The sequence below is a fragment of the Neobacillus phoenicis genome (genome assembly GCF_047302305.1).
In the GTDB taxonomy this organism is placed as follows: Bacteria; Bacillota; Bacilli; order Bacillales; family Cytobacillaceae; genus Neobacillus.
In genome coordinates this window covers 105732-117793 of record NZ_CP154847.1, presented here as the reverse complement: position 1 = coordinate 117793, position 12062 = coordinate 105732, and the positions used below count along the sequence as shown (strand labels likewise).

Annotated in this window: 14 protein-coding genes; 11 read left to right on the top strand and 3 right to left on the bottom strand. The window is 40.4% G+C overall.

Annotated elements, in window-relative coordinates:
* Window positions 1–177: 177 nt before the first annotated feature.
* On the bottom strand, window positions 178–609 hold the full coding sequence (locus tag AA0X95_RS00520; RefSeq protein WP_413304226.1) for a VOC family protein: 432 nt from the start codon (window positions 607–609) through the stop codon (window positions 178–180).
* A 127-nt stretch (window positions 610–736) separates the two neighbouring features.
* Here AA0X95_RS00520 and AA0X95_RS00515 point away from each other — a divergent pair, with 127 nt between their 5' ends.
* Complete coding sequence (locus AA0X95_RS00515) at window positions 737–1279, top strand: DUF1697 domain-containing protein (RefSeq protein ID WP_413304223.1); 543 nt, start codon at window positions 737–739, stop codon at window positions 1277–1279.
* Window positions 1280–1320: 41 nt separating this feature from the next.
* Here AA0X95_RS00515 and putP read toward each other — a convergent pair whose 3' ends face one another.
* Window positions 1321–2814, bottom strand: coding sequence for a sodium/proline symporter PutP (gene putP, locus AA0X95_RS00510; RefSeq protein ID WP_413304221.1), 1494 nt, complete (start codon window positions 2812–2814; stop codon window positions 1321–1323).
* Between the two features lie 223 nt (window positions 2815–3037).
* Here putP and AA0X95_RS00505 point away from each other — a divergent pair, with 223 nt between their 5' ends.
* Window positions 3038–3592, top strand: a complete 555-nt coding sequence (locus AA0X95_RS00505; RefSeq protein ID WP_413304219.1) for a thioredoxin family protein — start codon at window positions 3038–3040, stop codon at window positions 3590–3592.
* A gap of 234 nt (window positions 3593–3826) precedes the next feature.
* Here AA0X95_RS00505 and plsY read toward each other — a convergent pair whose 3' ends face one another.
* The gene (gene plsY / locus AA0X95_RS00500; protein ID WP_413304217.1) at window positions 3827–4462 is read right to left on the bottom strand and encodes a glycerol-3-phosphate 1-O-acyltransferase PlsY; all 636 of its coding nucleotides are present in this window, start codon (window positions 4460–4462) and stop codon (window positions 3827–3829) included.
* A gap of 103 nt (window positions 4463–4565) precedes the next feature.
* Between plsY and AA0X95_RS00495 the strand changes: the two genes are divergently transcribed.
* From AA0X95_RS00495 to AA0X95_RS00455, 9 genes are all read left to right on the top strand, one after another.
* Complete coding sequence (locus AA0X95_RS00495) at window positions 4566–5345, top strand: class I SAM-dependent methyltransferase (protein WP_413304214.1); 780 nt, start codon at window positions 4566–4568, stop codon at window positions 5343–5345.
* 160 nt (window positions 5346–5505) lie between these two features.
* Entirely contained in the window at window positions 5506–6051 is a 546-nt protein-coding gene (locus AA0X95_RS00490; protein WP_413309775.1) for an RNA polymerase sigma factor, read from the top strand.
* Window positions 6048–6527, top strand: a complete 480-nt coding sequence (locus AA0X95_RS00485; RefSeq protein WP_413304211.1) for a hypothetical protein — start codon at window positions 6048–6050, stop codon at window positions 6525–6527. Before AA0X95_RS00490 ends, AA0X95_RS00485 begins: the two co-directional genes overlap by 4 nt.
* A complete protein-coding gene (locus AA0X95_RS00480) occupies window positions 6524–7606 on the top strand; it encodes a hypothetical protein (RefSeq protein WP_413304208.1) in 1083 nt (360 codons plus the stop codon). Before AA0X95_RS00485 ends, AA0X95_RS00480 begins: the two co-directional genes overlap by 4 nt.
* Window positions 7599–7691, top strand: a complete 93-nt coding sequence (locus AA0X95_RS00475; protein WP_413304206.1) for an LPXTG cell wall anchor domain-containing protein — start codon at window positions 7599–7601, stop codon at window positions 7689–7691. The genes AA0X95_RS00480 and AA0X95_RS00475 overlap by 8 nt, the downstream gene beginning before the upstream one ends.
* On the top strand, window positions 7688–8611 hold the full coding sequence (locus tag AA0X95_RS00470; protein WP_413304203.1) for a hypothetical protein: 924 nt from the start codon (window positions 7688–7690) through the stop codon (window positions 8609–8611). Before AA0X95_RS00475 ends, AA0X95_RS00470 begins: the two co-directional genes overlap by 4 nt.
* A gap of 177 nt (window positions 8612–8788) precedes the next feature.
* Window positions 8789–9730, top strand: a complete 942-nt coding sequence (locus AA0X95_RS00465) for a diacylglycerol kinase (RefSeq protein ID WP_413304200.1) — start codon at window positions 8789–8791, stop codon at window positions 9728–9730.
* Window positions 9731–9868: 138 nt separating this feature from the next.
* A complete protein-coding gene (locus tag AA0X95_RS00460) occupies window positions 9869–10414 on the top strand; it encodes a cysteine hydrolase family protein (RefSeq protein WP_413304198.1) in 546 nt (181 codons plus the stop codon).
* A 64-nt stretch (window positions 10415–10478) separates the two neighbouring features.
* A complete protein-coding gene (locus AA0X95_RS00455; protein ID WP_413304195.1) occupies window positions 10479–11942 on the top strand; it encodes a nicotinate phosphoribosyltransferase in 1464 nt (487 codons plus the stop codon).
* Window positions 11943–12062 lie beyond the last annotated feature (120 nt).

Here is a 12062-nt window from a genome sequence, read left to right as displayed (position 1 = left end):
GCTCGCTTCATTTCCCGGGAAAAAAGTCAGTATTAATACGGATTAATTGTAGTTTTAACTAAACGTTTGGTTAATAAGGAAATATTGGGGAATTTGTCGAAGTATGCTTTTTTTGACACGAAAGAACAATATTCCAATTAAAAACGCCAGGCAATCGCCTAGCGTCATACATGGAAATTAAAATGAAATCATGGCCCCGCGTTCATCGAAAACGGCTGAAGGATTCCAAGCCACTTCCCAAATATTATTTTCAGGGTCGGCAAAATAGGCTGTTCTTCCACCCCAAAAGGCATCACTAGGCTCTCTTACGACTCTTCCGCCAGCTTGGCGAATTTCCTCAGTGACAGAGTCAACGTGCCCTGGCTCGTCCACGTTAATAGCAAAAGTTACCCCACGAAAGGCATTTGGTGAATGAGTAATTTCGATATTCGCATCCATGGCAAGCTCCTCAATTGGAAACAATGAAAGCAGCACACCAGCTGTTTTAAAAACGGCATAGTTATCTGAGCTAATACTCGTTTCCTCCCAGCCTAACTTTTGATAAAAGGAACGGAGAACAGGTAAATCATAAGCGCCTATTGTCAGTAAACTAACTCTTTGTGGAACCATTGTTTATCCCTCCTATGAAATGTCTGTTCCTCTATTTCTACAAATCATCCACGTTCTCCTTCATTTCGGTAGTTTAGTTCAACTACAAAATGGTAAGATTTAGAGAATAGGAAGAGAGGGGTCTCGGGTGACAATATATATTGGACTATTAAGAGGGATTAATGTTGGCGGTCATAACATCATAAAAATGGCCGATTTAAGACAGTTGCTAGAAAAAATGGGATTACAAAAAGTGAAGACCTATATTCAAAGTGGGAATGTTTTGTTTGAAGCCGAGCAAGGTGCAACACTACTGACCCAACAATTAGAGGAGGAAATCAAAAATACCTTTGGTTTTCCTGTTCCAGTGATTTTAAGAACTGCTGAAGAATTGGAGCAAATCATAAAGGATTGCCCTTACTCTATGGATTCGTTAAATGAAGGGGAAAGTGTTCAACTCGCCTTTTTAGCAGATGAACCTTCTCAGGAGAAAATCGACTTTTTAGAAGGTTTTAAAAGTGAACTTGATGAATGCAGAATTGTTGGGAAGGAAGTTTATTTATTTTTCCGCCAAAGCATCCGTGATTCGAAGTTGGCGACTCAGTTGCCAAAGCTAGGGGTTCCTGCAACCGTACGGAACTGGAAAACGGTGCTTAAGCTAGCGGCAATGGCAAAAGAGTTGGCTAAATGAAAGCAAGCCCGGATTTTGATAATCCGGGCTTTTTATATAGTCTATTCCTGTTTTAATAAACGAACACTTTCAGTGAATTCTTTTTCAATTTCATCATTTTTCTTATAAGTTAGCAAGCTGACAATATAAGCAACAACCAGGTTAAGTATGAAGCCTGGAACTATTTCATATAGAGATTCGCCGAAAATGACTTTGCCAAGGTCCGCATTTTTCCAAACGATAACGGTAACAGCACCGACGATCATTCCGAATAGGGCTCCCCAATTGGTTGTCTTTTTCCAAAATAAGCTTAATAGAATGATAGGACCAAATGATGCTCCGAAACCTGCCCACGCATAGGCAACAAGGTCTAAGATGGTGTTGTTTTGTTTAAAAGCTAGTGCAGCTGCAACAACAGCAACAAGTAGAACGGCCATTCTGCCTAAGAAAACTAACTGTTTGTCCTTTGCGTTTTTGTTCATTACTACTTTATATAAATCTTCAACAAGTGCACTTGAGGTTACGATCAACTGAGAAGAGATCGTGCTCATGATGGCGGCCAGAATAGCGGCCAATGCAAATCCTGCAAATAAAGGATGGAAGAAGATTTGACTTAACGAAATAAAGACTGCTTCTGGATTCTTTAATGAAAAATCAGCGTTATTATGGAAGAATGCCAAGCCGATAAATCCAGTTAGAATAGTACCAATTAAAGAAATAATCATCCAGCCCATTCCAATGCGGCGAGCACTTTTTGTTTCTTTGATTGTTTTAATGGCCATAAAGCGAACGACGATATGTGGCTGACCAAAGTATCCAAGGCCCCAAGCCATTGCAGATACAATTCCAATAAAAGTAGTTCCTTTAAATAAATCTAGTAAGGTAGGATCTATGGCACGAATGGTATCAAACGTCTCTGCTGGACCACCTGTTTTAAAAATACCAATTGCGGGAACTAAAAGTAAGGCAATTAGCATCATTAATCCTTGAATGAAGTCGGTATAACTTACAGCAAGGAATCCTCCGAACAAGGTATAGGCAACAACAACGCCGCCAACGATATATAGACCTGTATGGTAGTCTGTTCCAAATGAACTTTCAAAGAATACTGCTCCCGAAACCATTCCTGAAGACACATAGAAAGTAAAGAAAATAAGTATAACGATACCTGATACAATGCGGAGTAGTTTCGTTTTGTCTTTAAAGCGATTTTCTAAATAACTTGGAATTGTAATAGAATCATTTGCTACCTGTGTATAGGAGCGCAGACGAGGTGCTACCAATAACCAGTTTAAATAGGCGCCAATTGTTAGACCGACAGCGATCCAAGCGTCCGCTAAACCGCTTACATAAATTCCGCCAGGTAAGCCCATTAATAGCCATCCACTCATATCAGCTGCGCCAGCACTCAAGGCGGTTACTGCAGGTCCTAAAGACCTTCCCCCGAGCATGTAGTCCGTCAGATTGCTAGTTTTTCGATAAGAATACCAACCGATGAATAGCATCATGGCGATGTAGATTCCAATCGAAACTAATTGTAGTGTCTCGTTTGACATACTTTTCCCCCTTTATTATATTGGAAATTATTTATAATAATATTTCCTATATATAAAATATTCTATCAACTTATTAAATTCATTTCTAGTACTAATTTATTGCTTTATGAAAATAGTAATAAGTGCTTGTAGAATACCATAGGAATACGCTTGAATGCAGTTCAATTGTAACGTGTGATTAAAACGACTATCATAGAAGAAAATCGGAAGGGGTGTAGTTGGGATGGGTTTAAACGCTTGGTTTCAAAAAGGAATGCCAGTTGATGAATATATTAATGGAATGACAAGTAATAAAGAAGAAATGCTATCCATTTATGAGCATTTCACACTATCTGCTGAAGACAGCAAGAAGCTTGAAGAATTAAGGGAGAAGCAGTTACGAGTCATCATTATATCAGAGGATTGGTGTGGGGATGCGCTCTTGAACAATCCGATTTTACTCAAAATTGCTGAAGCCAGCGGGATAGAGGTTCGCTTTGTTCTCAGAGACCAGAATTTAGAGTTAATGGACCAATACTTAACAAATGGCACATCAAGGGCCATTCCCATTTTCATTTTTATTGACCAAGAGGGAAACGAAGTGGGGGTTTGGGGTCCAAGAGCACCAGAAATGCAGGCTCTTGTGGAAAAGGAACGAGCAGCTTTGCCTGGAAAGGATGCAGTTGATTTTCAGGAAAGACAGATGGAAATGTATAAGCGGTTGAGAACCTCCTATCAACAGGACGCATCCATTTGGCAAACGGTAGCAAGCAGCATAATAGGTACATTATTAAAATAAAGGCTCTGTTAAACTTGTCTGATGATTTCCGCTCCAGGCGGCTTCGCTTTCCGCGGGCGTGCCGGGGAGCCTCCTCGTCGCTTCGCTCCTGCGGGGTCTCCCCTGCCCCGTACTCCCGCAGGAGTCTTCGCCGCCTTCCGCTCCAATCAACAGAGTTAAAAATCAACAATGTTCTTTAACACAGCCAAAATAAAAAGGAGGCTGACTCCTGGTATTGGAATCAGCCTTCTCTTTTTATAGTTTGAAATTGCCGCCGCCCTTTGGTGGAATGCGATCTTTGCTTAAAGTTTTATCATTAATCTTTGGTTCGATCCCAAGGATAAAGTTGCGAATATTAGAACGGTGTAGATAAATTAAAAAGAATGAAAAGAATAAAAAAATGAGTTCTAATTCTAATTCAGATGAAAAAAAGGAATAGGCAAGCATGCTTAATCCAACAGAAATAGATCCAAAAAATACATACTTGGTTATAAAAATAATGGCAAAAAAGGAAAGATACGCAACGACCAACAATGGGAGATTGGCTATTAATAATGCTCCAGCAGTTGTGGCAATAGCTTTGCCGCCTCTAAACCCTGCAAAAATAGGAAAGCAATGGCCAACCACAGCAAGTAATCCAAAGTAGATGGGGTCAACCTCCAATTGAAAATATAAAGGCAGATAAGTTGCTAAAGCACCCTTTGCAAGGTCGATAAGAAGGACGAAAATAGCAGACTTTTTTCCAAGAACCCGTAACGTATTTGTTGCTCCCGGATTTTTACTTCCAAGTTCCCGGATATCGACACCAAAGATTAGTCTACCCACAATCAAAGCAGTGGGAATACTTCCAATTAAATAAGAAGCAAGAAGCAATAACCAAACCATATGCATCAGTCCCTCACATATAATTTTTAATTCTAATAGCATTCTATCACACTTAAATGGTATTATTTTGTTAATATCTCAATATTCGGAAGTAAAGGGAGAACCTAACATGAGTGGAATTGATTTTGGCCAAGTTGCTAATAGCTATGCTCGTTCAAGAGAAGATATTCCCGTCACTTTAATGGAAAGCTTGCAGCTGCGCAATATTTTTTTTGATGGAAAGACGATCGCTGACCTTGGATCAGGCACAGGTGTACTTGCAAGAAAAATGGCGATGAGAAAAGCAAATGTAGTGGGTATTGAACCATCACAGGAATTGTTACATCAGGCTGTTTTATTGAATCAAAGGAAGAATTTCAACATTCCCTATCAACTGGGAACAGCGGAAGCCACAGGTTTGGAAGATTCACAGTTTGATATTGTGACGGTGATGAGAGCGTGGCACTGGTTCGATCGTGCGAAGGCTATCCAAGAAATCAAAAGGATTCTAAAATCAAAAGGGACGTTAATTATCATAGATTCTGGATTTCTTTCAGGGCCGGCTGTGGTGGAAGAAACCTTAAAGGTTATTGAAAAATACATAGTGGGCGGTTTAACACCGGCTGGTTCGAAAGCAGATTCAAAAATGAGAATTAATGGCTTTCCAGTTGAGTGGTTTGAAGAGTGGAAAAAAGAAGGATTTGAAATTAGAGACTTCTACAAGCTAAATTATACCGTTAGCTTTTCGAAAGAGGATTGGGTAGAACGAGTAGAGTCAATCTCCTGGCTAGCGGAGCTAGACGAGTCGGTTCGAAAGGAAGCATTAAAGGAATTAACGGGCTCCTTACCAGAGAGTGGATCCTTTGAGATTCCTCATGACTGTAATGTTTGTATCTTACGATTAGAATAAGTAATCTTTTTAGGCGTGCGACTCGTTTCGCACGTTTTTTTATGATGGTTCCTAGAGAGCATGATATGATGAAAAAAATATTTATATAAAAAGTGTAGGGGTGTTTGCAATACGTTTCGTCTATTGATGTGAAAGAACAGAGAGAAAGGGGGAGAGAACCATTAGCGACACCGTATTAATAGAAAAAGTGCTGGAGGGCAATGAACATGCCTTTCGTCTTTTGGTTGAGAAGTACCGCAATGACGTGTTCCGGACTGTCTTTGCTGTTCTTCGTGACCAAAAGGAAGCAGAAGATGCCGCACAAGAAGTGTTCATGAAAATTTATACCTCTCTCTCCCAATATGAAAACCAAGGGTTTAAAACGTGGATGACACGAATTGCTGTCAATCATGCAATAGATGTAAAACGAAAACAGGCCAGAAGAAGAGAGGAAGTTGTGGATGCCCTGGAGCAGCAGGCATTAGGGACACCTAGGGATAGTATAGAGAAAGAAATCATTGAAAATGATCAACGTAAGCTTGTTAGGAAAAGGCTTGATGAGTTACCAGAGAATTACCGCGAAGTCATTTATGGGTTTTACATTGCGGAAAAAAGCTATCAACAAATGGCTGAGGAACAAAAAGTACAGGTGAAGACAATTGAAACGAAGCTGTACCGGGCACGAAGCTGGATGAAAAAGAATTGGAAGGAGGACGATTTTTCATGAAGCATTACACCTACGATCAATGGCTGCAATATGTAAGAAATGAAATCACTGGTAAAACCCGTGAGGAGTTTGAAAATCATCTATATACATGTGACCAATGTCTTGAAGTCTATTTGCAAGCAGTAACAGCAAATGAATCATCTCTCCCCATTCTATCAAATGAAACTAGTTTTACCGATGCCGTAATGGCAGAGGTTTCCAAGAAGCAAGATGTGGTGCCTGACACCAAGAATGCTGAACAAAAGTCCATCAAGAAGAAGCCGTTTTATAAGCAGGCTGCGTTTCATTATTTATTGGCAGCGGCTGCGACAATCTTGTTAACTTTTACTGGAGCATTCCAATCGCTTGCAACTTATGCAAATTCAATAGAAACAAAACAGATTCAGGAAAAAAGACCATCTATGACAGAGGGGATGATGAATAAAACATTCGCATGGATGGACTCATTAGAAAAAAAGGAGGCAAATAAGAAATGAAAAATCCGACAAAGGCATTAACATTAAATCTTATTCCTGGTCTTGGACATATTTATAACGGTAAAGTTTTTCGTGGCTTATTTTATCTTATTGCAGTCGGTGTAGCAGCGTTTGCAACACTGATTGGTGCAATTAATAATGCAGGAGGGGAAGCCTTCCTAGCCTTTTTGGGAGGGGCTGTCTTCTACATTATTAGCTTTATAGATATGGGACTTCAGATCTCAAAGCATAAGGCAGCCGTAAAGGCTGCCAATCCGGAGGATATCCAAAATCAAGACTCTGAACGATTCTATACGATTGTCTTATCCTTTGTCCCAGGTCTCGGCCACTTGCAGATTGGCCTGATGAATAGGGGGTTGACCCTTTTAGCAGCGTTTTTGGGTCTTGCCGTCATGGTTATTTTTGTAACAGCCATGTCTAATCGCGGCGAGTTTATGGTGTTCTTAGCGGGATTACCGGTGATCTGGGTGTACGGATTTTTCGATGCAGTCCAACAAGTCAATAAAAAGCAACGCGGTGAGGAGTTAATCGATCGAAGTATTTTAGAGGACTTTGAAATGCGGAAAGAAGACGGAAAGAAGAGTAAATCCATTGCGACCTTTCTATCGATCTTCCCTGGAGCCGGCCACCTCTATTTAGGTTTACAGCGCCGAGGGATTCAGTTAATGGCGGCGTTTCTATTTTCTATATATATATTAGATGTTTTACGTTTAGGGATCTTCTTGTTTTTAATACCGATTATCTGGTTTTACAGCTTTTTTGATGGACTGCAAAAAGCATCTAGGTACGGTGAGGAATCGATTGAAGATGTGCCGATCATTGCCTATTTCCTTAATCATCAGAAATGGGTGGGGATTGGGCTTGTCATTATGGGTGTATATTATTTAGTCATGAACGTTCTGCTTCCAGCCTTTTCACCCGTGTTCTCAAGACTATTGGATATTGATGTGATGTACTGGGTTCAAGGTTACTTCCAGCCGTATTTCCAGACAGGTCTTGTTTGTCTGCTATTAATCGGTGGAGGAATCAAGTTATTATCTGGTAGCAAAAAGAAGCGGGAGGTAGAGAACCATGAGTAAGTGGGGAAAAAGGATGGCAGGCGTGCTCTTAATCGGAGCCGGAATTGGGTTCCTTTTTAGAAAAAGAAAGGAGGAAGAGGTATGAGAACCTGGCGTGTGGGTACATTTTCAATGGGAGGATCGCTCCTATTTCTTGGCCTTTTCCTCTTTTTCTCAAGGTTTCTTGGGTTTAGCATGGTTCAGGTGATGAGCGCGTGGTGGCCAATATTATTAATTGTTCTGGGTGTCGAAATTTTACTCTATTTATTTTTGTCACGGCAGGAAAAGCCGATGTTAAAATATGATTTTCTTAGTATTTTCTTTGTCGGACTGATGGGGACTACTGGTATCGCATTTGCGGTCATTAGCTCAACAGGTCTGATGGACAAGGTGGAGGAATTAATTGCAAGGGAAGAACGTTCGTTTGAGCTTCCCACTTATTCCTATCAAATGGATGATAGTATCAAACGAGTGGTAGTCAGAACGGTTGGCTATGATATGACGATTGAGGCGACAGAGGAAAATGAGATCTCTATGTTTGGTACGTATCGGGTTCAAACAGCGAAGAAGGATAAGCTTTTAAAAACAGCGGATGATATGATTTCAGCAAACAAAAGAGGCGATACGTTATATCTGAATGTGAAGACCTTGCCAAATGAGGTGGGACCGTTTGATGTACAAGGTAATGTTGCGGCAACGCTTCTTGTACCAAGTGATGTGAAGCTTGAGGTGATCGGTAACGGGAATGAGCTTACGCTAAAGCCAAGGACGCTGGCGAATGATTGGAGTATTGAAAGTGTTTCATCGGTTATGGTCGATGTTATGAAAAATAGTGATTTAAAGATAGCAGCAGTCGGAGTCGAGGATGTTCACGGAAAGGATGGCGAGTGGAAAGTATCTGATGATAAGGCTTCTGAAGGCATAGAGAATTCATCTGTGTTGAAAAATGCGGTTTATCAAGCAGGAGAAGGCAAACACCGTATCAATATAGTTAATGCGTATAATGTAAGTCTTAATAGCAATTAGTAGGGAAAACATCGTCTTATTTTTTGCAAAAAAAATAAAAAGGATTATGATAGAAGATGGACTCTGGAGAAAGAATAGGATTTATGGTCCCGCAATATATTTGTAAGCGAGGATAATAATTGGTAGAATATAGAATTAACAGAGTCGGTGTTATTTAAAAAAATTAGGATGATGATAATGAAAAGAGCAAGACTAATTTATAACCCAACTTCAGGACGTGAATTGATCAAGCGCCAATTGCCGGAGATTCTTATGAAATTAGAGGCGGCTGGCTATGAAGCTTCTTGTCATGCCACAACTGGAGCAGGCGATGCAACAAATGCGGCGCGCATAGCTGTCGAGCGCAAGTATGACATAGTTATTGCTGCCGGGGGAGATGGAACCATTCATGAAGTGGTTAACGGCCTCGCTGAGCAGGAGTATCGTCCGAAGTTAGGAATCATTCCAGCTGGAACAACGAATGATTTTGCACGTGCCCTTCAGATACCAAGGGATATTGGAACCGCTGTAGACATAATCACAAAAGGGGAATTAATTCCCGTCGATATTGGTCGTATTAATGAAAAGTATTTTATAAATATCGCTGGTGGAGGAAGGCTAACTGAGCTTACATATGAGGTACCTAGCAAATTAAAAACGATGCTTGGTCAGCTTGCCTACTACTTAAAGGGAATGGAAATGATTCCTTCAATTAAAGCCTCGCATCTAAAGCTTGAATATGATGGGAAGCTGTTCGAAGGAGAAGCCATGATGTTCCTTGTGGGCTTGACGAATTCCATTGGGGGATTTGAAAAGCTTGCGCCTGATGCCTCTATTAATGATGGGTTGTTCTCGCTGCTAATTTTGAAAAAGGTTAACTTGGCAGAGTTTATTCGAATCTCAACCTTAGCCGTTCGCGGGGAGCATGTGAATGACCCCAATGTCATTTACACACAGGCAAATCGTATAAAAGTATATTCTGATGACAGGGTGCAGTTAAATTTAGACGGCGAATTCGGCGGACTGCTTCCAGCAGAGTTTGAAAACCTATACCGCCATTTAGAAGTGTTTGTGCCACTTGATCATATTCGCCCGCTTGACCGACCGACAGATTGGGTGCCGGGTAAAAGATATAGTTAACAAGAAGTTCGTTCCATATGGAGCGAGCTTTTTTCGTAACGTGAAGGTTTATATAGGAGGAAAAACCGAATTAGCTCTAGAATTAAGGTATATAATGGGGTTATACACAACAGTCAAGACAAATAAGGGGTGTGGGATATGAAGGCATTGATCAACATTGACTATACATTTGATTTTGTTGCAGATAGTGGGGCGCTAACGTGTGGAAAACCAGGCCAGTCCATTGAAGAGAAAATCACACAGCTAACGAACGAATTTATTGAGAATGGTAATTACGTGGTCTTTGCTATTGATGTCCATGACCAAGGGGATGAATATCATCCGGAAACAAAATTATTCCCACCGCATAATCTTCGCGGTACATCTGGAAGAGACCTATTTGGAGCATTAATGGATGAATATGAGAAAAATAAGGACCAGGAAAATGTTGTATTTATGGATAAAACACGGTACTCCGCCTTCGCTGGTACAGACTTGGAAATCAAATTAAGAGAGCGTGGCATTACGGAGGTTCATTTGGTGGGGGTTTGTACGGATATTTGTGTGCTTCATACGGCGGTAGATGCGTACAATAAAGGCTTCAAAATCGTTGTTTACAAGGACGCTGTTGCCTCATTTAATCAAGCGGGACATGAATGGGCCCTCGGACATTTTGAACAATCGTTGGGTGCTATGGTGAAATAATCTTTTTAATGATATTATAGTTTTTAATGATGAGAAAGCTGTAATAGTATTCCGGAGGGCGATTATGAAACACATTTATCAAGATGATAGTTATACTCTTCATACCGATCTTTACCAGATTAATATGACAGAGACATATTGGAGAGATGGTATACATAATAAACGTGCGGTCTTCGAATTATTTTTCCGCAAGCTACCGTTTGGGAATGGCTATGCTGTTTTCGCTGGTCTTGAAAAGGTCATTCAGTATATTCGAAATTTCCACTTTACGGAAGACGACCTTGAGTACTTAAAAAATGAAGTTGGTTATCAAGAAGATTTTCTTGAATATCTAAAAAATATAAGGTTTACTGGAACCATTCGTGGCATGAAAGAGGGCGAACTCGTTTTTGGCAATGAGCCGATTTTACGAGTTGAAGCGCCTTTGGCTGAAGCACAGTTAATTGAAACAGCTTTGCTCAATATTGTGAATTACCAAACATTAATTGCAACGAAAGCTACAAGAATCAAACAAGTTTTGGGCAATGAGGTTGCAATGGAATTTGGGACAAGACGTGCCCAGGAGATGGACGCAGCTATTTGGGGGACGAGAGCGGCTTACCTTGCAGGTTTCGAAGCAACAAGTAACGTGAGAGCAGGGAAATTGTTTGGGATACCAGTCGCTGGTACCCATGCTCATTCAATGGTTCAAGCATATAAAGATGAATATACAGCTTTTCGTAAGTATGCGGAGTCACATAAGGATTGTGTTTTCTTAGTTGATACGTATGATACACTCCGTCTTGGCGTGCCGAATGCGATTAAAGTGGCAAAAGAGATGGGAGATCAGATTAACTTTATTGGGATTCGCTTAGATAGTGGTGACCTTGCGTATCTTTCTAAAGAAGCACGTAAATTATTGGATGAAGCCGGATTTAAGAATGCAAAAATCTACGCTTCCAGTGATTTAGATGAGTATACGATTATTAACTTGAAGGCGCAGGGTGCAAAAATTGAAAGCTGGGGAATTGGTACAAAGCTGATTACTGCCTATGATCAAGCTGCACTTGGGGCTGTTTATAAAATTGTTTGTATTGAAAACGAACAGGGGGAGTTGGAGGATACGATTAAAATTTCCTCTAATCCAGAAAAAGTAACAACTCCAGGCCTGAAAAAAATCTATCGCATTATTAATAATACGAATCACCATGCAGAGGGCGATTATATTGCGATGGAGGATGAGAAGCTCCCTGAAAAGCGTCTGAGAATGTTCCATCCCACTCATACGTTCATTAATAAGGTGGTTACAAACTTTACTGCTAAACCACTTCATGAAGATATTTTTGTTAATGGCGAGCTTGTGTATGAGCTTCCTTGTTTGGAAGAATCACGTGATTACCTGAAGGCGAATTTAGATTCGTTATGGGAAGAATACAAGCGGATTATGAACCCAGAAGAATACCCAGTTGACTTAAGTCAAAAGTGCTGGGATAACAAAATGAAGAATATTGAAGAGGTAAAAGAGAAAGTAGCAGCGATGAAGGAATAAATGATAGGGCGTCCTGAGAGGGGCGTCTTTTTGGTATTTTGGGTATTTGTATATAAAGAAAAGCCGATGAAGGACAAAACATAAGAGAAAATGAGAAGAAATGTCCTTCATAAGCCCTAT